Annotated in this window: 21 protein-coding genes; 11 read left to right on the top strand and 10 right to left on the bottom strand. The window is 67.6% G+C overall.

Annotation, left to right across the window (positions count from 1 at the left end):
* Nucleotides 1-187 precede the first annotated feature (187 nt).
* Together ACWEMY_RS08005 and ACWEMY_RS08010 are read left to right on the top strand one after the other, a co-directional pair.
* Nucleotides 188-403, top strand: coding sequence for a hypothetical protein (locus ACWEMY_RS08005; RefSeq protein WP_452389373.1), 216 nt, complete (start codon nucleotides 188-190; stop codon nucleotides 401-403).
* The gene (locus ACWEMY_RS08010) at nucleotides 400-1,659 is read left to right on the top strand and encodes a hypothetical protein (protein WP_452389374.1); all 1,260 of its coding nucleotides are present in this window, start codon (nucleotides 400-402) and stop codon (nucleotides 1,657-1,659) included. Before ACWEMY_RS08005 ends, ACWEMY_RS08010 begins: the two co-directional genes overlap by 4 nt.
* A gap of 41 nt (nucleotides 1,660-1,700) precedes the next feature.
* Here the strand turns inward: ACWEMY_RS08010 and ACWEMY_RS08015 are convergent, their stop codons facing one another.
* Complete coding sequence (locus ACWEMY_RS08015; protein WP_452389375.1) at nucleotides 1,701-2,075, bottom strand: hypothetical protein; 375 nt, start codon at nucleotides 2,073-2,075, stop codon at nucleotides 1,701-1,703.
* 270 nt (nucleotides 2,076-2,345) lie between these two features.
* On the opposite strand from ACWEMY_RS08015, the gene ACWEMY_RS08020 reads away from it, so the two are divergent.
* The 5 genes from ACWEMY_RS08020 (at nucleotide 2,346) to ACWEMY_RS08040 (ending at nucleotide 6,421) form a co-directional block, all read left to right on the top strand.
* Nucleotides 2,346-2,705 (top strand): hypothetical protein, encoded by a 360-nt coding sequence (locus tag ACWEMY_RS08020; RefSeq protein WP_452389376.1) that lies wholly within the window; start codon nucleotides 2,346-2,348, stop codon nucleotides 2,703-2,705.
* A gap of 95 nt (nucleotides 2,706-2,800) precedes the next feature.
* On the top strand, nucleotides 2,801-3,628 hold the full coding sequence (locus ACWEMY_RS08025) for an EamA family transporter (RefSeq protein ID WP_452389377.1): 828 nt from the start codon (nucleotides 2,801-2,803) through the stop codon (nucleotides 3,626-3,628).
* Between the two features lie 35 nt (nucleotides 3,629-3,663).
* Complete coding sequence (locus tag ACWEMY_RS08030) at nucleotides 3,664-4,992, top strand: hypothetical protein (RefSeq protein WP_452389378.1); 1,329 nt, start codon at nucleotides 3,664-3,666, stop codon at nucleotides 4,990-4,992.
* Nucleotides 4,993-5,048: 56 nt separating this feature from the next.
* Nucleotides 5,049-6,146 (top strand): WD40/YVTN/BNR-like repeat-containing protein, encoded by a 1,098-nt coding sequence (locus tag ACWEMY_RS08035; protein WP_452389379.1) that lies wholly within the window; start codon nucleotides 5,049-5,051, stop codon nucleotides 6,144-6,146.
* A gap of 2 nt (nucleotides 6,147-6,148) precedes the next feature.
* Complete coding sequence (locus ACWEMY_RS08040; RefSeq protein WP_452389380.1) at nucleotides 6,149-6,421, top strand: MoaD/ThiS family protein; 273 nt, start codon at nucleotides 6,149-6,151, stop codon at nucleotides 6,419-6,421.
* Nucleotides 6,422-6,443: 22 nt separating this feature from the next.
* Here ACWEMY_RS08040 and ACWEMY_RS08045 read toward each other — a convergent pair whose 3' ends face one another.
* From ACWEMY_RS08045 to ACWEMY_RS08065, 5 genes are all read right to left on the bottom strand, one after another.
* Entirely contained in the window at nucleotides 6,444-6,581 is a 138-nt protein-coding gene (locus tag ACWEMY_RS08045) for an ATP-grasp domain-containing protein (RefSeq protein ID WP_452389381.1), read from the bottom strand.
* Nucleotides 6,527-6,805 carry an ATP-grasp domain-containing protein gene (locus ACWEMY_RS08050; protein ID WP_452389382.1) on the bottom strand — a complete coding sequence of 93 codons (279 nt, stop codon included), beginning with the start codon at nucleotides 6,803-6,805 and terminating at the stop codon, nucleotides 6,527-6,529. Before ACWEMY_RS08050 ends, ACWEMY_RS08045 begins: the two co-directional genes overlap by 55 nt.
* A gap of 217 nt (nucleotides 6,806-7,022) precedes the next feature.
* On the bottom strand, nucleotides 7,023-7,619 hold the full coding sequence (locus ACWEMY_RS08055) for a hypothetical protein (protein ID WP_452389383.1): 597 nt from the start codon (nucleotides 7,617-7,619) through the stop codon (nucleotides 7,023-7,025).
* Nucleotides 7,620-7,792: 173 nt separating this feature from the next.
* Nucleotides 7,793-8,485, bottom strand: coding sequence for a guanitoxin biosynthesis heme-dependent pre-guanitoxin N-hydroxylase GntA (gene gntA / locus ACWEMY_RS08060; protein WP_375937435.1), 693 nt, complete (start codon nucleotides 8,483-8,485; stop codon nucleotides 7,793-7,795).
* 192 nt (nucleotides 8,486-8,677) lie between these two features.
* On the bottom strand, nucleotides 8,678-9,619 hold the full coding sequence (locus ACWEMY_RS08065; RefSeq protein WP_452389384.1) for a hypothetical protein: 942 nt from the start codon (nucleotides 9,617-9,619) through the stop codon (nucleotides 8,678-8,680).
* 210 nt (nucleotides 9,620-9,829) lie between these two features.
* Here ACWEMY_RS08065 and ACWEMY_RS08070 point away from each other — a divergent pair, with 210 nt between their 5' ends.
* From ACWEMY_RS08070 to ACWEMY_RS08080, 3 genes are all read left to right on the top strand, one after another.
* Nucleotides 9,830-11,158, top strand: coding sequence for a hypothetical protein (locus ACWEMY_RS08070; protein WP_452389385.1), 1,329 nt, complete (start codon nucleotides 9,830-9,832; stop codon nucleotides 11,156-11,158).
* Between the two features lie 119 nt (nucleotides 11,159-11,277).
* A complete protein-coding gene (locus tag ACWEMY_RS08075) occupies nucleotides 11,278-12,204 on the top strand; it encodes a hypothetical protein (protein ID WP_452389386.1) in 927 nt (308 codons plus the stop codon).
* Nucleotides 12,205-12,321: 117 nt separating this feature from the next.
* Entirely contained in the window at nucleotides 12,322-13,209 is an 888-nt protein-coding gene (locus ACWEMY_RS08080; protein WP_452389387.1) for a UvrD-helicase domain-containing protein, read from the top strand.
* A 502-nt stretch (nucleotides 13,210-13,711) separates the two neighbouring features.
* On the opposite strand, the gene ACWEMY_RS08085 is transcribed toward ACWEMY_RS08080, so the two are convergent.
* The 4 genes from ACWEMY_RS08085 to ACWEMY_RS08100 all read right to left on the bottom strand — a co-directional run bounded on the left by ACWEMY_RS08085 (nucleotide 13,712) and on the right by ACWEMY_RS08100 (nucleotide 17,940).
* On the bottom strand, nucleotides 13,712-15,574 hold the full coding sequence (locus tag ACWEMY_RS08085; RefSeq protein ID WP_452389388.1) for a DUF262 domain-containing protein: 1,863 nt from the start codon (nucleotides 15,572-15,574) through the stop codon (nucleotides 13,712-13,714).
* 94 nt (nucleotides 15,575-15,668) lie between these two features.
* Entirely contained in the window at nucleotides 15,669-16,091 is a 423-nt protein-coding gene (locus ACWEMY_RS08090) for a hypothetical protein (RefSeq protein ID WP_452389389.1), read from the bottom strand.
* 30 nt (nucleotides 16,092-16,121) lie between these two features.
* Complete coding sequence (locus ACWEMY_RS08095; RefSeq protein WP_452389390.1) at nucleotides 16,122-17,525, bottom strand: Fis family transcriptional regulator; 1,404 nt, start codon at nucleotides 17,523-17,525, stop codon at nucleotides 16,122-16,124.
* Nucleotides 17,526-17,658: 133 nt separating this feature from the next.
* Nucleotides 17,659-17,940 (bottom strand): hypothetical protein, encoded by a 282-nt coding sequence (locus ACWEMY_RS08100; protein ID WP_452389391.1) that lies wholly within the window; start codon nucleotides 17,938-17,940, stop codon nucleotides 17,659-17,661.
* Nucleotides 17,941-18,080: 140 nt separating this feature from the next.
* On the opposite strand from ACWEMY_RS08100, the gene ACWEMY_RS08105 reads away from it, so the two are divergent.
* A complete protein-coding gene (locus ACWEMY_RS08105; RefSeq protein WP_452389392.1) occupies nucleotides 18,081-19,670 on the top strand; it encodes an N-6 DNA methylase in 1,590 nt (529 codons plus the stop codon).
* Nucleotides 19,671-19,672: the final 2 nt, after the last annotated feature.

Below are 19,672 nucleotides of genomic sequence, written 5' to 3' on the forward strand. Positions count from 1 at the left end.
CTGACACATTACGAAATGGTCGCGAAAATGTCACGCTCGTGCGGCGGGTCGCGCACGATGACTCAGTATCCCGCACCGACGGCGATCCTGTGTGCCTTCTCGTTCCGTCTGCGCGACCCGGCGCCCTCCCGCACCCGCCGCTATCGTGTAATCGTCACTGCCGCAACATCATCGAAGGAGCACGTCGGTGCCGGATCGACTAGCCCAGCTCACCGCGACCCTCGGCGCGCCGCCGCCCGCGGAGTTCGCGACGCTCGACAGCGCCGACCTGGCCCGCCTCGACGCGTTCGCCGCGTCGGCCCTGGCCGCCCGCAAGGCCGCGATGGACGACGCGCTCGGCGCAGGCATGCACCTGATCCCGCGACTGGCCCGCCCCGCCGTGCGAAAGGTGCTCGGACTGTGAGCAGCATCCGCCACACCGTGGCCGAGATCGCCAAGCTGGCCCGTGTCCTCGGCGTCGACCCCGCTGAGCTGGACTTTCTCTCCGCACAACCGCCTTCGGCGATCAAGGCCTTCCGCGATCAGGTCAGCGACGAGATGTCGGGCCGCGATGTGCTGCGCATGCAACGCGTGGCCGCCGCGGTGAAACTGGTGCCGAAGCCGGTCGCCGCGCTGGTCGCGGAGAAAGCCCTGGGCCCGGCCCTGGCCGCGGCCGTCGCCGGTGCCGTCGAACCCGCCCGCGCGGTCGCCATCGCCGAGAACCTGTCCCCCAAGTTCCTCGCCGACGCCACCGTCCTGCTCGACCCCAAACGCGCCGCCGAGGTCATCGCCCGCGTCCCCGACACGATGGCCGCCGAGGTCGCCAAGGAACTGATCGACCGCGGCGACTACCTCACCATGGGCCGCCTCGCTGGCGCCATGCCCGACTCCATCCTTTTCGCCGCGCTCCCCCAGGCCGCCGACCGCGACATCCTCCAGGTCGGCCTGCACCTCGAGGACAGCTCCCAGGCCGAACGCCTGCTCAACATGGTCACCGACCGCGTCCCCGGCATGGTCACCGCCATGTACGCCGAGGAGAAATGGGCCGACGCCATCTCGCTGCTCGACATCATCGGCCCCGAGGAACGCGCCCGCATGGCCGACATCGTCGCCGAGCAGGACGACGAGGTCCTCGACGGACTCCTCACCGCCGTCACCGAACTCGACGCCTGGGACGCCCTGCTCCCCGTCGCCGCGGGCATGGCCATCACCGGCCTGCAACGCCTGGCCCAGCGCCCGGTCATGCACGATCCCGTCACCCTCGCCCGCGTCTCCGACATCTCCCTCGCCGAGGGCCTGTGGCTCGACCTGCTCCCCCTGGTCCGCCACCTCGACACCGCCCAGCAGCGCCACATCGCCGAACGCGTCCTCGCCGAGGACGACGACTCCCTGCGCGACCTGATCGTCCTGGCCAGCCCCGAAGCCCCCACCATGCTCCCGCTGGCCCTGTCCGTCGACGGCGAACCCCGCGCCCGCGTTCTGGCCCTGCTCGAGGGCATGCCCGAACTCGACACCCTCGTCGACCTGCTCGGCAGCACCGACCACCCCGCCTGGGAAACCCTCGTCGCCCTGCGCGCCGAACTCCCCGACCGCGTCCGCAAACTCCTGGTCGTCCGGGCCGGAGCCTGCGGCCTCGACGAGGTGGCGGCGGCCCTGTCCGGCGCGGACACGCCCGCGTAGCGCCCGCCCGCTGCCGCGGCACCGTCCGGACCGCGGCAGCGTCACCGGCGCAGCCGCTCCCGAACAGACCGCCGCCACCACCCCTCCCGCATCGGCGAATAGCGCTCCCGCAGCAGCGGGTCCGCCTCGATCCGGGCGACGATGTCCGCCTCCGGCGGATACGGCCGCGCCCCCACCACCCACTCCCGCCGCAACTCCGGCACACACACCTGGATCTCGTCGAACTCCCAGGTCTTGCGTCCCGACCAGTCCATCCGCTCGGGCTGATCCTGAAACCCCGTCGCGTACCCCAGGTACTCGTTCCACACCGCGTACGATGTCGCCAGCGTCACCTCGTCGGGCACATCCAACCGCAGCAACCACCGCCCGTGCGCCCACTCGTGATCACCGAGCAGCATCCGCGCCGAGGTCCGCACCGCCCCCCGCCGCCACGCCCGCCCCGGCCAGCACCACACCGGCGCCGCCCCACCACAGTCGATCCCCCGCCGCCCCATCTCCGCCACCATCTCCCCATAGGCCCCCCGCCAATTCCCCACCACCAACTCCCACCCCGCCCGATAACACCCGTCCCCCCGCACCGCCGCCACCACCTCCGGCGCCTGCAACGTCCAAAGCCTCACCCACCCAACGATATCGGCGCGGCGCGGGTCCGCTGCCGGCCGATGCCGTGTGACTACGCTCGCCCTGTGCACATCATCGGCAGCAGAAAGCGGAATCAACCGGCCCCACCCCACGCCGTCTTCGCCGCGCTCACCGACCCGGATCGCGACCCGACCCGGTCCTGGCTGATCCTGCTGTCCGACGAGCAACGCCCGGCCGTCCTGGAGCGATCGCATCCCGACCTGGTCGTCTGGAGTTCGTTGTGGCCGAAACATCCCACCGCCCGGATCCGCTTCGACCTGCCCTCCGACGGCGGCTGCGGCACCGATCTGCGCTGGACCCTGTCGGTCGACACGCCGGAGCTGGACGACTCGACGGTCGGCCACCTCCGCTTCCGCATGAACACACTGATCAACGCGAAACTCAGGCGCTCGTTCGGACAATGACCGGAATGTCCTGTGCCGGAGGATAATCTGGCCCGGGCGGACGAACAGTCGGGGGGCGACGGATGACGCAGCTGGACCGAAGACAGACCTCGGTCATGACACTGATCGCCGCGACGACCCTGTGGGGGTTCTTCTCAGCGGGACTGGCGCTGTTCGGATCGGGCACTGTCGGCCCGACGGTGGCCCTTGGCGCTGCCGTGCCCTTGCTCGTCCTCGCTGTCGCCGCAGGCCACGGACCGCTGCGAGATCTCCGGTCGCATCCGAAAACCTTTCTCGTACTGGGTTTTCTGGAGGCGGTCAACATCACGCTCTATGCCGCGGCACTGGCGATCGGACCGACCCCGGTCGTCGTGGCCCTGCACCTGACCTCACCCATCATCCTGCTCCTGGGCGCTCTGCTCGGACGGCGCCGACCGCTCGATGCCAGGGCGATCACCGAGATCGCGCTCGTTCTCGCGGCGATCGTCCTGGTGTCCATGCGCCCTGGCACCACTGTGTCGACAGCGCAGGCGATCGCCGGGTGCGCGCTCGCGTTCGGCAGCGCGGTCTCGGTCGCGGCGCTGATCACACTCGTCGCGCGTGCATCCGCGCGGCGCGGAGACCCGACCGTGGCGGCCGGTCTCCAGCTGGGTGTCGCGGGTGTCCTGACACTGCCCTACCTGCTCGTCGGCACCGCGAACCCCGGTCAGCTCCTGATCGAGTTCGGGCTCGGCGCCCTTCTGCTCGGACCGGGATTCGCGCTCTACTGGCGCGCGATGCGTACCACGGACGCCGCCACCGCGGGCGTCATCGGATTGAACGAAGCCATCGTCGCCTGGACCGTGATCGCGGCGCTGGACCACGCGAGCATGTCGATCTGGCTACTGGCGGCGGGCGGTCTGATCGTCATTGCCATCGTCCTCGAGCAGGCTGCGCGGCTATAGTTGCGGCACAGAGTTTTTGGCCCTGGGGGGGCATCGTGTCGGATTTCGAGCACCGCATCATCCGGGCCTGCGACTGGCTCCGCCGAACCATCGTGCGCCCCGGAGACGGCTATGCCGGCTGGGGTTGGTCGGCCGACGTCGCCCCCAACCCGCAGGACACGGCGGAGGTGGTCTGCGCGCTCGCCGCGGCCCGGCGTCCGGTCCCGGATGCCCCCGCCGTGCTGACCATGATGCGACGCACTTCGGTAGCCCATCACACCCAGGGCGAATGGGTGTTCCAGGCTCCGGTCGACGCTGCCTGGCGCCTGCGGGCGCTGCGCCGCCTCGGTGAACCGTTGACCGCCGAAGAGATCGTCGCGTCCCGGCACACGCTGCTCACGACCCAGGATCCCGAAACCGGCGGTTGGGCGCTGTCGGACGGCATCGCCCCGATCTCGGTGACGGCGACCACCGCCGCGGTCCGTTCGCTGCTCGAGTTCCCCGATTCCGACGACGCGACCACCCAGGCGACCGCCCGCGGTGTCTCGTTCCTGGTCACCGCCGTGCTCGACGACGACTCCCGCGCGGCCTCGAACCACGCCGCCGCCCAGATCGCGCACCTGCTGGGCGATCCCGCGATCGCCGCGCTCGGCGGTGCCCGGCTCGCCCGCGCCCACACGCTCACCGTCGACCGGATTATCGCCCACCTGGAATCCGCCCCGGGCACCCTCGAAGAGGAACAGATCCATCGCGGCGCGGTGGCCCAGACCTGGTATCACTCCACGCTGCAGCAATCCGTCGCCGCCCTGGCGACCGCGGGCGATCGGCTGATCTTCCATCCGACCTTCCGCACCGCGCTCGTGCAGCTGCTCGACTTCCAGCAGTCCGTGCGAACCCATCGTGATCACGGCGGTTTCCGGACATCCCGCGAGGGCATCATCACCTCCTATTCGACCGCGCAGGCCGTGCAGGCACTGACCGAGGTCCATTCCGGCGTCCGCCAATGGGTCAACCCCGGCACCGTCTTCGACATGCTCTGCCGCGAATCCGGCGCGCACCACACCGACCCGCAGGACATCGCGCAAACACCGCGGGCGCCGGTCACCATGAACAGTTCCGCGGGAGCCGCGGTGTTCGGCGCGGCCGCGGCGGCGGGCGTCACCATCATCACGCTCGCCCTCGCGTTCGACAAAGGCACGGTCCAACCGCTCGGTGAAGAATCCAGCCGGGCCCTCGTCGTCTGGGGTTCCCTGCTCATCTCGTTCGGCATCTACTGCTGGGCGGCGACGGTGTTCAACAGACATCGGTCTGGCCGCGTCGGGACCATCGTCTTCGCCGCCGCCACGACCATCGTCTTCCCCACCGTGGCGTTCTTGCTCGGCTGATCCGCGGGAGTACGCTCGATGCCATCCGCGTCGGCGCGACGACCTGGAGGTCGGCAATGGACGTACTTCTCGGCATCGGAACCCGCAAAGGCCTGTTCCTGGCCCGCAGCACGGACGGCCGGGCGAGCTGGACAGTCAGCCCGCCCCAATTCCCCGTGGCCGATGTCAAAGCCTTCGCCATCGACACCCGCCGCCCCACCCCACGTCTGCTCGCCGGTGTCCTCAACAGCCACTTCGGCCCCACCCTCGTCTCCAGCGACGACCTCGGCGCCACCTGGACCGAACCCGACGACGCGCCCCTGGCCTTCCCCGACGACACCGAGTCCGCCCTGCAGGGTGTCTGGCAGATCACCCCCGCCACCGATGCCGAACCCGATGTCGTCTACGCGGGTGTCGAACCGTCGGCCCTGTTCCGCTCCACCGACGGCGGCCGCAACTTCACCCTGGTCAGAGGCCTGTGGGACCACCCGCACCGCCCGCAATGGGAACCCGGTGGCGGTGGCCTGGCCCTGCACACCGTCCTGCCCCACCCCACCGACACGCGCCGCCTCGCCGTGGCGATGTCGACCGGCGGCGTCTACCAGACCGCCGACGCGGGCGCCTCCTGGCAGCCCACCAACCACGGCGTCACCGCCGACTTCCTCCCCGGCGAACTCCCCGACTGGGGCCAGTGCGTGCACAAGGTCGCCCGCGACGCCGAAACCCCCAGCACCCTCTACCTGCAGAACCACGGCGGCGTCTTCCGCAGCACCGACGACGGCACCACCTGGCAGTCGATCGACGCCGACCTCCCACCCGACAACTTCGGCTTCCCCATCCTGGCCCACCCCCGCCGCCCCGGCGTCGTCTACACCTTCCCCCTCGACGCCGACATGGACCGCTTCCGCTTCCCCCCGAACGCCACCTGCGCCGTCTACCGCAGCGAAGACGCCGGGAGCACCTGGTCGGCCAGCACCGACGGCCTCCCCGAAGTCCCCTTCTGGGCCTCGGTCCTGCGCGACGCCATGACCGCCGACAACGCCGACCCCACCGGCATCTACTTCGGCACCCGCAACGGCGAGGTCTACTGCAGCCCCGACGAAGGCACCCACTGGCATCTGGTCGCCGACAAACTCCCCGACGTCCTGTGCGTGCGCGCCGCCGTCATCGCCTGACCATGGCCCGCGTCATCCTCCCCTCCGCCCTGCGCCCCTACGCCGACGGCGCCCACGAACTCACCATCGACGCCCCCACCCTCGGCCAGGCCCTCGATGCCCTGCGCGCCACCTCCCCCGCCCTCGAACGCCGCCTCCGTGACGAAAGAGGCACCCTCCGCCGCTACGTCAACTTCTACATCGACGGCGACGAATGCCGCACCCTAGCCGGCCCCGACACACCCCTGACCACGAACTCCGAGCTGATGATCATCCCCGCCGTAGCGGGCGGATAACCCCCTCGAACCGGCCGCGTCATCACCTCGCGATCAGCGGCGCGATCAGACCCATCACGTCGACCGACGACGGCAGATCACTGACCTGCCCGTCCCCGACTTCGATCACCCGCCACTCGCCGTCCGCCGACGGGCGAGGTCGGTCGTCACGAAGCGGCACCCCAGAGCCGACACCGCCCGCGCCACCACCCCACCGGCCAAGGACTCGCCTTGAAGCTCGACGAACCGCTCGACGATGCGCCGTAGCGCGGGAGTATCGCGCAGATCGGGCACGTAACAAGCACTGTCCCATTCGTGCTTGCGCGACTTCACATAGTCCTTGACGATCCCCGCCCCCGCACCGAGCGACCCGGCCACCTCCGCCAGCACTGACTCGCCCGGCACCTCTCCCGGTTCCCCCGCCAACCACCGCGACCGGATCCCCGGCAACGAGCGCCTCGTGATCCAGCAACGCGACCGTCCCGCCCGCCGCCGACACCGCCTCGGACTGGGCGGCGAAATGGTCGTCGACCTGCCGGGGATTCAACGGATCGGAGCAGAACAGCAGCGTCGCGGGCACCGCCGAACTCTAGTGTCCCGAGCAGGTCCGGCGCGAAGACCGTCAGCCACTCATCCCGGAGACGAACATCGGAACCTTCGCCAACTGTTGTCCAGGCGAGACAGCCATCGACTCGCCCGTGCAGTCAGAATTCTCCCAGAGCGTTTGCGACACCGTGGTCGCGTTCGAAATCGATGACGCGTTACGCGGCCCCAGCGTGGCGACGCCCAATGCGAGACAGTTCCCCGGCGCAACCGGTCCGACCTCGCCGTGCGGTATCGAATGCAGGATGTTCTTGAAATCAGGAGAATCCCACCAGCACACTATGCCAGCCGAACAGTACTGTGCGAGCGCCGAAGTCGGCACCAACGAGGATGCCGCCTGGGTGGTCGGGACACTTCTCGCCAACGCCGTCGTCGATGGAACCGTCGTGCTCGGCTCGGCGGACAGGCCCGCAGCGGACGCCGGCACCGCGATGCCGGCCTGGTCCCCACCCGCACCGTGATTCGAGACGATGTACACCCCCACCGCGCCGACCAATCCGGCGATCAGAAACCCACCGGCCACCACGAGTTTCACCGTGCGGTTACGGACACGTGTGCCTGTACGACTCAGCTCGGTCTCACGCCGCCAGACACCGAGATTGGTCGAAGACTGCACCCGACGTGAGTACGACTCGTCCTGACGACTCTGCTTCGACGCCCAGACTGGCACGCCCCTCGAGGTGCGCCCGCGGCTCCCGATCCCCGAATGGGGCCTCTCCGTTCACGAGCACAGGCTATCGGCCGGAAAACCGGTCCCGTGGCGCAACCGCGACACCGCTTACCGGAAAATCAGGGTCGCTGAACGCCCGCCATCTCCCGTTCCCCCGCGGCAGGACGCGCACTGAACGGGCACTGCCAATCAGCGGGCTTGGGCCGCCCCGAATACCGCCGAGCCTCCGACAACTGTTCGTACTCCATCAGATTCGGATTGATATCCCCCTGCAACCCGATGTCCTGTTTCCGGATCTTGTCCGCCAGCCGATCCCACATCCCCTCGGCCTTGATCCGCGCGAACTGCTCATGCGAATTGAACGCCAACATCGGAAACGGCGGCCGCCGCCCGAACCGCCGATGCGTCTCGTGCAACCCGATCACGAAGAACGGATGCCCCGCCACGCTGTACCGAAACTCCCCCGACTGCGGATCCGAAGAACACCCCGCCGCCCACCCATACCGCTCCGCGTCCACCTCGTGCAGCAGCTGCAAGTGCTCCCACAACAACTCCTCGAACCGCAGCTCGTCGACCCCCCGAGGCTCCTCGAAGGTCGCCACGAAACTCGTGAACTTCCGAGCCCCCCAATCCGCCCCATCGACGAACTCCGCCAGATCCCCCGCCATCCGCCGAGCCGACTCCACCCCACCCATCACGTCGTAATGCCGATGCGCGATCCCACCCTGCCGCCACGCCGACCGCCCCGCCAGACAGGCGAACCGATCCCCGAGCAGGAACTTCTCCACCTCAGCCCGCGCGTCCGTCGTCAACCCCGGCGTTCCTTTCCAACCACATCCGAACTCGAGCGGGCGCCTGGCGATCGACTCGGCGCACAGCCACCTCGCCCACACTGCGAGGCGATCCTGACAGCCCACCGCCCGGGTACGCGAATCGATCGAACCCCCGCCCGCGATCATCCGGCCCGCTCGAGCGCCGAATCGGCAACACGAACGTGTCGCGGATCACGTCTCCTGCACCCGGCCGCGCGAACCATCGAACGCCCACGATCCCCCCTCGAACCGTGAACGAGCGGATCGGATCGCCACCCTGGTACGAAGCACCTCACCTTCGGTCAGCTCCACCGGCCGATGCGTGAACGAGTTGTCCTCCACCCGCACCGCCTCCCCGCCGACAGACCGCAACGCCTGTTCGATCCAGCCGGTCGCGTTCAGCAGCACCGCCGCGAGTTCGGTGCCGGTGTCCAGAACCTGATGTTTGTCGAACGCCTCCGACAGTTCCGTGAGGGCCACCGCCATCCGCGACGGCGCCGGCCGCTCCAATCCCGCCTCGGCCTCCAGCCGCTGCCGCCAGTCTTCCCAGTTCCACTCGCCCCACCCCGCCGGCGCAACGTCGATATCGTCGGCGCTCCCGTCGAAGGCCCAGTGCGCACCGACCCGGTCGGCCGGGGCGAGCAGCAGGCCGTGCCTCGGCATCGCCTCCGGTTTGTCGGAGCACGGCCACCCGGGGATCTGTTCGAGTACCGCCGGTCCGGCTGCTATCAACGCACGGACCGGCAATGGCGACGCGTAGACGCGTGGCCGATCGTTCTCCACGATGAAGACGGAGCACATCGGCCGGCAGCCCTCGCAATAGCGAATCAGCTCGCCGTCCGCGCCCTGAGCCCAGTGCACGGTCCAGCCGGCCCAGGTTTCTCGCATAGCCTCCAGCACCGCATACATCGCCGCTGTCTCACCGAACGACCTCGAGTACCACAGCAGCACGCGCCGACCCACGTCGATCACCGCCGCCGCGACCAGATCGGCCACCCACCGTTGCTCCCGCCGCTGCGCGGCCGCGAAACGAACGGCGGCGTCAGGCCCCGCCAGAAGGTCGAGGTGCATCGCCTCCCCACTCCAGTGGGAATAGTAGATTTCCTCCGCACCAACATCTTTGACGACAATCACGCACCGTGATCCCATGCCGGGCAGCGTACGCGCCCCGTCAGACAACTCCGACCTCGACTGATAGCGACCTCCTCTCAAAGCCCACGCCGCGACCGCCCACGAGCAGGCAGAGGTAACGAAAGAGTTGCCGAAAGCGACAGCAGTGGGGTTGTCGTCAGCGGTCCAGCGGTTGGGCGCGGCAACAGATGGAACGGAGCCGAGGTGCATCAGATGAACTGCCGATCGGTCGCGATCTCCGCCTGCGGCCTACTGAGCGGCGCCATCTTGGGATACAGCGTCCACCGCACCGTAGGAACCGGATGGACCACCACGGCGAGCGAACAGCTTTTCGGCACACCCGCGGCCACCACCGCGGTCATCGCCGCCCTGGTCGGCATGACCGCGGCCTGGTTGCTGGCTTGGGGCCGCTTCAGCTGTGCGGCCGCCTTCGCTACCGGCCTCGCCGGCCTGGCTGTTGTCGGCGCCCTCCACGCGCTACCCGCACCCCAGGAATGGAACGAACTGCCGCTCGCCCTGGGCATCGGCCTCGGCCTGCTCATCGTCCCCGCCGTCACCCTCCCGACCGCCCAGCGGTGGTTCTTCGGCGGTGTGATCGCAGGCGGCGTTCTCGGATTCCAGCTCGACACCCTCCTCGACCCCAGCCGATATCTCTACGGAGACTTCCCGTCATCGACCGTGGTCGCCGAACAGCCGTGGCAATTCATCGTGGCCGGCCTGGCGCTCCTCGCACTGCTGGCAGCCCTGTGGTTGTCGCGCGCCGACCGGATCGACAGCGAACCATCCATCACCCCAGTCGCTTTCGGCGCCACACTGGCGATCGCGGCGGGACTCGTCGTGCGATTCTGGTCGGAGTCCGAGTGGCTGCCCGCGGCGGCGATCGTCCTGATCCTGGGCACATTCGCGGCAGCCCAGCGAATTCTGCCTCCCGACCAGGCGAACTCGCTCGCCGCGGCAATGGCGGCGGCTGCCATCCTGGTCGCGCTTCCAGGGTTCGACCGCACTCCTTCGACAGTCACCCTGTTTGTCGGTGCCGTGGCGTTGATCGGCGGCGCCCTCTACGGCCTACGGGTCAGCAGCCCGGCCCTCGCCGTCGGCTTGTGCGCGGCCGCCGGCCTGATCGCAACCCTGTCGTTCGTCTCCGAGACGAACTGGGTGCGATTGCTCGCGGGCGCACTGCTGCTCTTCGCGGTGGCCGCGACCGGCACCTCATGCTTGCCCATGCGACCCGCACTCCTGGCAGGCTGGTCGGTCCTGCCCACCGTGGCAGCACTCACCACCGCACAACTCCCCACAGCGACCGACGCCACCTCGATCCCGCGCTACGGCGACTGGCTGGAAGGCGAGTACATCCCCTGGTCCGGCGTGGCCCGTGGGCGAGCCGAACTGATGCTTACCGATACCTCACAACAACTCGCGCTCGCCCGCCCCGACATGATCGTGCCCGGCCTGATCGCCACGGGCCTGTGTGCTGTCTGCGCGGTCTGGCTGACCCGCCGCGGCAACGCTTCGATCAACGAGCCGACCACAGACCCCACCTGAGGCCACATCGGCCGAACGCCGCGAACCCGTCGCGCCCTTCAACTATATTGTCCAGCAACGGATTAGCGTTGCCAGCAAGCTTCAGGTGGCGACCACCGACCAGGTTCGAGGGGGAAACCATGGCCAATATCCGACGTGAGCGGCGCCTGCGCGCGGCCGAGCAGGCGCTAGCCGAACAGACCCACCTGAGCTCGCCGGAACGACGGGTGCTCACGGGAGTTCTCGCCGCCGAAGGCTGGCATCTGCTGGTCCGCACCACCCCGTTCCGGCCGGGCAGGCCCACTGCTTTCGCGATCGGCCCGACGGGAGTGTTCGCGATCGTCTTCGCCGCCACCGCGCCCGACACTTCCGAATTCGGCGAGCTGCGCAAGCACGCCGAAGAACCCCTCACCTGTCTCGCCGTCGGCGACTTCCGGTTCGTCCCACACATGGCCGAAATCGTCGTCGTGCTGCCCGGCCGATTCCGCGCCGAATCCGACGGCCGTGTCCACATCGTCGACGAACCCGGCTTCCTCGACACCCTCACCCGACGCGACCGGCAGTACAAGCCCGCACGCGCTGCCCAACTCGCGTCCACCGGCATCGACCGCTATACCCACCTGCGTCTCGAACTCGCCGTCGAAACCGACACTGCTGCGGAACTTTTCACCGCGACCGACCTCAACGAGTCCGAACGTGCCGCCGCGCTGTCCCGCCCGTTCAGCGACTGGATGACCTTTCTCGATCCCGCTCAGCTCAGCCTGGTTCAGGCGAACTTCAACGGTCCGGCCCGCATCAGTGGCCCGGCCGGCACCGGCAAATCCGTAGTCGCCTTGCACCGTATGGCGCACTGGGCCAAACGCAATCCCGGCCGCCTGATGTTCACCACCTTCGTCAAGACACTTCCCACATTCCACGAACGCGGCTTCGCCCGTCTGGCGCCCCGGGCTGTCGACCGCGCGGTCTTCACCGGCCTGCATGCCTGGACGCTCCGGTTCCTCAAAGACCGAGACGTGCCGTTCAATGTCGACGAGGCGGCCGTCAACGCCGCACTCGCCGATGCGTAGCGCCGAATCCGCGGTACCCTCACCGCCGTCGACGGCACCGACTTCGGGTACTGGCACGATGAAATCGACCGCATCATCAAGGGCCGTGGGATCGCGAGCCTGGACGAATACCTCAGTGTGCAGCGCAGTGGACGCGAGGGCATCACTCTCAGAAACGACATCCGAAAGACCGTCTGGTACGACTGGTTTCAGCCGTACCAGCGAGGTCTCACAGCGCGCGGCGCACACGACTTCAACGATCTGATCGCCCTCGCCGTCGACGAACTGCGCGCCCGCCCCCTCAGCGACGAAGACAGCTTCGGACTGGTCGTCGTCGACGAGGTCCAGGACTTCACCCTCCGGCAACTCCAGCTCGTCTACGAAATCGCCGGCGCCCGCGAGGATTCCCAGCTTCTCCTGGTCGGCGACAGCCAACAGCGCGTCTACGTCGGTGGCTGCACCCTGGCCGAGGCGGGCATCCCGGTCCCCGGCGGCCGCGGCCGCATCCTGCGCACCAACTACCGCAACCGCGCCGCGGTCCTGTCCTATGTCCAGCGCATCGAAACCCCCGACTCCGTCGACGACCTCGACGGCGGCACCGGCGCCGTCATCCGCGACAGCACCCCCACGCTGCCCGACGGTGACGTCGTCGAAGCCCGCCTCACCCGCCGCGAATCACTCACCGCCCTCCCCCAGGCCATCCGCGACGCGAACCTGGCCGCCGACGCGGACATCGCCGTCATCGTCTCCACCAGAAGCGACATCGACCGCTACCTCACCGCCCTGCGCAAAGCCGGGCTCCGCGCCATGCCCCTGGAACACTACGACGGCACCCAACCCAGCGACATCAAGGTCGGCACCGTCCACCGCGCCAAGGGCATGGACTTCACCGCCGTCTTCCTCCTCCTCACACCCCCACCCCCCACCCGCCCCGCCCGCGACGCCGAAGCCCTCCGCACCCGCCAACACCTGGTAGCCGCCAGCCGAGCCCGCGACTACCTGTGGGTATGCACCCTGACCGACTGAGCAGAGCCGAGCGGCGATCGATGGCAGATCGTCGGCGGGAAGTGTCAACCGCAGCGGCACGCACCGCTGAGTTTGTCCGGCACCACGTCACAGGAAGGGCAACGATCCGCTGCTCCGACGACCTGCCGCGATCGTGGCCGGTCGCTGGACCCGCGCTGTCGCGGCTGGTCGGCTCGTCTCAGCTTCGATGCGTCGGCAGACGACCGGCCAGCACGGTTCCTGGCCGCGACTCGCTGGAAAATCGCCCTGACCTCGACACGGTCGATCTCTCCGCCAAGGGTACTTCGCGACGACCCCGCGCCGACGTTCGGGCAGTACCAGCGGGCCGTCCGCGCGGCGGGCTACGGATTCGACGAACAACATGTGCGAACCACGGCGCGGCGAGTACCCAACCCGCTCACTGCGGCGCGCCGGTCCCGGCGTTGCGCCATGCGGTCCGACAAGCCTTCATACTCGGGCAAGGGGTTCAGCGCCATCGGCCTTCGCGTAATTCAGCGTCCCGTCAAGAGTGAACACGACCCCGTGCGACGTCGAGCAGATCTTCCGGATTCCAGACCTGCTTGGCGATGGCGTTGTACAGCTCGCCACGTTCGACCAGGTCAGCTGCCTTGAACTCCTCGTAGGGCTTGAACGGCAGGCCCGTCTTCTTGATGAAGGCAAGGAAACCGGGATTCTTCTCGTAGGCCATCGGGTGCAGGCTTGCGGCAAGGAGGTTCTGCCTGTAGTAGTGCGGCAGTTTCGCCTCATACGGGTCGTCGTTGTAGCTGGCGTTGAACTGCTTGGGCAGCAACAGCAGTCCACCGACCCGGTTGCGGTGGCGACCGAAATCGGCGGCGTGCGCGAACTCGTCGGTGTAGCGGTGCGCGTGGTCCGCCCAAATGTGCTCGACCTCGTATTTCACCTTCGTGCCGTTGGTCGACTCGAGGTAGTTCGATGCCTGCCCGGAGCCAACGGTGATGAAATCGGTGAGTCGAGCCAGGAGTTTGTGCAACTGGCCTCGGTTCTGTTGATGCACGTAGAGGCCGTCGAAATCGAAGGACTCGTCGATCTTGAGTAGGTAGTCGCGCAGCAGTGTCGCTAGCTCGAGCGGGGCTTTGCCTCGGATCTCACGCATCACGGTGAACATCGCGTACTGCATCGTCGAGTAGGCCGTCGATCGGAAGTTCCAGATGCGACGGGCGAGCAGAATATCGGTGAATCGGCCCACCAGTTCCAATTTCAGGTCGACCACATCCGCAGGATCGCCGACAACGAGCGGGGCGAGAAGCAGCTGGTTTTGCAGGGTGAACCCCAGGTCAGCGTTGTAGCGGATGAACCGGAGCGGGCTGTCGGGCTGAAATGGCCCGTTGGTCGCCTCGAGGATGCGTCCGTACTGGCGGCTGTAGAAGTCAAGATCACGCACGATGAATTCGTAGAACGCCGCCTGCGAGGTGAGTCCGACCTGGGTGTGCGCACCACGAAGCCAGCGGTGGAATTCCGTGCCGATCCGGTCCCAGTCCTCGGGCCTGGCGCCCTTCTTACGTTCGCGGATCTTGGTGGAGTACTGGCTGCGCAGCCACGTCTTGAGGAAGTCGGAGCTGGCGACCTCGCCTCGCTCGTCCAGAATGCGCAGTCGTTCGCGCCACAGCTCGTTGGCCTTGGTGCGCGGCGCGCCGTCGGCCACATTCGCCAGCAGATAGCCCTTGAGCATGTCCGCTGGGGTGAGCTTGAGACCCCGGTCGTTCATGGTCTCGAAGATCGCGTAAGCATCATCGTCGCTGTAGGCGGTGATCTGCACGAGCTGGACTCGGTCCTTGAGCCAGTCGATGAAATAGGGAAGCGCGTTGTCCCGCAGCTCGTCCGGGAACAACCCGTCGAGTTCGGCGTAACGAGCGACCAAGGTGTGCACCGATTCGGGTGCGTCGGCTGGTGGCTCGTACTCTCCGCAATCGAACAGCGCCTTCATGCAATCGTTGCGATCGGGAACGTCAAGGTTGAAGGATTTCTCGCCGAACTTCTCCGAGTAGATGAGCTCATCGACGCTGACCACCTCGTCACCATCGGCTTGGAGCCGTCGTAGATAGGTCAGGAACAGAGTGAGGCTGGTGAGGCGCTGCTGACCATCGACGACGAAGGGCTGACTTCCCTTCTGGGAGATGATGATCGAGCCAAGGAAGTAGCCGGGGTACTTACCGACATCTCGGCGGGCGTGGTCTGGTCCGTACAGCGCGAGGAACTTCCCAGTGAGATCGGAGACCAGCTCAGCGAGTTGCTTTCCCTCCCACTTGTATTCGCGCTGGTAGTAATCGATGGAGTACTTCTTCTTCTCCAACACCTCCGAGACCGTCTTGGCAACGCCATCGATGTTGCGATCCACGTCGTTCACGCCTCACCCCTCTCGATCACGGCGAGCATGCTCGCGCTCCCGCACCTGTTGTACAGCAATGGGCCGACAGCATCGCATCGGCACCACACCTGACTCATTTCCTGTTCATCGCGTCGAGGACGACGACCAGGATCCACACCGGCGCCCACAACCCACAACTGATGATCGTGAGCAGCAGGTGCAGGCCGTGGCTGGGCCCCCGCCGCATCGCCACGAACCCGCCACCCATGTTGTTCTGGGTAACGTTCACCACCGGAACATGCTGCGGCACAGCATGATACATCTGCTGCGTGGGATACACGGGCCGGACGTACCCGGCCGCAGGCGGAACAGGGTGCAGGTAGCGCGGGTCCGCGTGGGGCTGGACAGGGGGCCGCGGCACCGGCACGCCGAACTCCGTGACACCCGGAACTGGCGCGTGGTGCGGGTCAAGCGGCGTCGGTGTGTGATGCGAGTCGAGCGGGGCCGGGCAATCGGGGTAGGCGGGCAACTTCTCGGGCTGATACGGCTCGGTCATCGTGGACTCCTGAATGGATAGGGATCGGGATCAGGCGACATCGGTCGTGGCAACGGTCAAGGCAGCGCTCGTACCGATCGCGAGTGCGGTAATCGCCTCGGCGAGAACGAGTTCGACATCGGTGACGAAGTCGGTCACCGTCTTGTCGATCTTGGTGGCCTCGCGGCGGATCGCGTCGGCCGACTTCTTGGTGAGGGTGAGCTTCTCCAGCTTGGCCAGCGCCGCCTCGACCTTTTCCTTCGCTGTGGCCAACTGCTCATCACCGCCGCGCGCGGCGACCATCAGACTGGCGGTCCGCAGCAACAACAAGCAGGTGCGCAGCAGGTCGGGATCATCGGTCTCGGGATCGAAGGCCAGCACGAACCGACGCGGTCCGAGCACCCGCAGGGTTTCGCGGCCGTTCTGCTCGGGCGTGCGGACGATGCCGAGCGAGGCTGCTGCCTGCCGGTTGCGTTCGGCCTCGTCGAGATAGTCGGTCCAACCTTTACGGTCGGAGTCGGTCATCTCGATCACCACGCGCGCGCCGTCGGCGGTGGTCAACAGCCCGTCGCCCTTCTTGCAACGCGGCAACACCCCGACGATCGCACCCGTGTCGTAGTACTCGTCGCCGAGCCCGGCCGCGATCGGCGCGAGGAACCCGTGCACGCCGTCGGCGAAGGTGTCGCCTTTGCGCGGGGTCAGCTGAATCACCGCGGCCCGCGCGTCACGCACCTTCAACGCGGCGGTCACCTCCTCGAGCCGCTTGGTGAGGTCGGCATGGTTGGCCATCAGCAGGTCACTCATGGCGAGCTGACGCATGTCGAGGGCCGCGGTGTGTTTGGCGATCGGCGAGGTCGGATCGTTGAGGTCGAACTGTTTGGTAGCGGTCGCGATCAGTTCCTGTGTGCTGGCGATGGCCTTGCTGGTCAGGTCGGCGCTGAACCGCGCGAGGACCGGCTGCAAGCGCGCGACCAACTCCGGGTCGGTTCCGCTGAAGAGGCGATTGACCTGGTCGGTGATGTGAGTGGTCGCGGCGGCGACCGTGGCCTGCATTTCCTTGCGGTAGGTGGCGTCGGCGTCGATGAGGGCCTTCTTGGCCGAGTCGACTGTCTCGGTCATCGCCGCCGATGCGTCCTTGGCCGCCTGACCGGTCAGCTCGGCGGCCCGGTGCGCCGATTCGGCGGCTTTGCGGCCGACTTCGGCGACCATCCGGTCGAGCTCCTTGGCTTCGGTGGCCTGGCCGGTCGCGGCGAACGCGACAGCACCGCATTTGATCACCTCGGTGATGAACGCGGACAGATCCGCGGCGGCCAGGATTTCGCCGTCGTCCACGATCGGGCCGCGGCGCCCTGCGGTCCAGCGCTGCGCTTCCCGTACGACATCGCGGTCGCGCAGGGTGAGGCTGCTGATGGTCAGTGCGGTGTTGTTGTCGGTGAAGTGCGCGTTGGTGTGCATGGTGCTCCTAGGAGGACATGACTGGGCGGCGGCACCACAAAGGGGGCCGGGCCGCTGATGAGCGGGTTTCTCGATCAGGAGTGGATCGGGGCGAAAGATGTTCTTGGACTGACTGTTCCGTGCTCACCGTTGGTCACCGTTCGGCTTGACTGGTGAGGTGCCAGCCCTGGCATAGCGGGCAGAGGTACACCCGCTGCTCGCGCCGTCGGGGATCGGTGGTGTCGATCCCGGCGAGCGCGAGGTCGGCATCGGCGCAGCTGAAGTACTTCAACTTCCCTGATCCACATCGAGCGACGCGAACCAGCGGCGGCAGATCGGCCAGATCCCGGCCGGTGTGCCAAGTCAGCTCGCGTCGAACCGCCGCCAAGCGCGGCCGGTACCGACGACAGCGACTGTGGGTGCGATGTCCGCTCATGGTGATCCTCCTCGCTCGGTGGCGACCCGATACGGCGACAGTAACGGATCGTGTGAACGTTGACAACGCATGTCAACACATCTACTCAAGTTGGCGCGACTAACTTGTGTACACGAAGCTGGATGTGTACGGTCGTCGACATGAGCTTCGACGAACCCGACGCATTGACAGCGGCCGCCATCGCGCGGCTGGCCGGCGTCGGCCGTGCCGCGGTGTCGAACTGGCGCAAGCGCTACCCCGACTTCCCGCAGCCGAACGGCGGAACCTCGGCAAGCCCGACGTTCTCGCGCACCGAAGTCGAGGCATGGCTGACCGCGACGGGGAAGGCCGAGCAGCTCGCGACAGCCGGTCGTACCGACACCGGCACCCACCTCCTCGATGCCCCGGAACCTGAGACCATCGAGACCACCCGGCTGTCCCCGGAACAACTTTTGGCCAGGGTCATCGCGTCACTGCTACCGCGCGCGACAGCCGCGGCACAACCCGTGAACGCCGGAGACGTCGACGTACCCGTCGTCATCGACCCGGCGCCCGGTTCGGGCCCCTTGTTGGCGGCTGTCGCCGACAGGTTCGGCAATCGGGTCCACGCGGTCGGTCTCAGCCCGCTCGGCGTGGCCGCCGGAGCGGTCTGCGTCCCGCCTCTCGACCCGCCGACACTGGCATCCGAGCGGGCGGACGCCGGGACGAGCTGGGAGTTCGGCGCGCCCACCGGTCGCGACAGCGAGCTGGCCTGGGTGCAGCAGTCCTATGCCTACCTGCGTCCGCATGGTGTCGCCGTTGTCGCCGTTTCCGCCCGGGTCTGCTTCCAAGCCTCGGGTCAGCACATTCGCGCCGCCCTGGTCCGCTCCGGTGTATTGCGTGAGGTGATCGCGCTACCGAAGGGCATGGGACCCGTGCCGGACGCCGAGCTCTGTCTCTGGGTGCTTCGCCGCTCCTACGGCACGCCCGACTACGCCCCGGTACGCATGGTCAACCTGTCCGGGGTCGCCGACCTGCGCGATGTGCCGTACCAGAACGCGGCGTGGCAGCAGCTCCGCACCGACGCCGCACCGGAAATTTCCCGGTCGGTCGCGCGGGTGGAGTTGCTCGACGGCGATACGAATCTGCTTCCGTCGCGCCATGTCGTGGCCCGAGTCGACGCCGCGGAAATCGACAAAGTGACCGAGCATCTACAGGCCCTCTACGCGAAGGTTGGGCAGGGCCTGCCCCGATTCGCCGCTGACGCCTCTCCACCGCGACACTCCACGGTGACCATCGCCGAATTGGAACGGATCGGCGCGCTCACCATCCGTACCAGGGAAACCACCCCGCGTGCCGGTGACGTGCTCATCCGCACCCTCGGTCGACCGCCGATCGTCGCCACCGGGGACCGATCGGACGAGGTGGGTCTGTCCCAAGTCATCGAGGTCGACCTGGCTCGGATGGACCCGCACTTCGTCGCGACGTTCCTTCAGGCCGACGCCAATACCCTGCCCACGTCCAATACAATCGGCGTCCTCAGCCGCGACGATCTGCGGCGCTGCCGCATTCCTCGACTGCCGCCGGCGGAGCAGGGCCGCTACGGCGCGGCGTTTCGGCAGCTACTGGAGCTGCGCGACGCGCTATCCGCGCTCGCTGCGGTGAGCGCGAACGTGATCGACCAAACCCTCCATGGCCTGACTATCGGCACTTTGGCTCCAAATTCGTTACTTATCAACAAAACTGACAATATCAATCCGAACCGAAGGTGACA

Source organism: Nocardia sp. NPDC004415 (genome assembly GCF_053602435.1).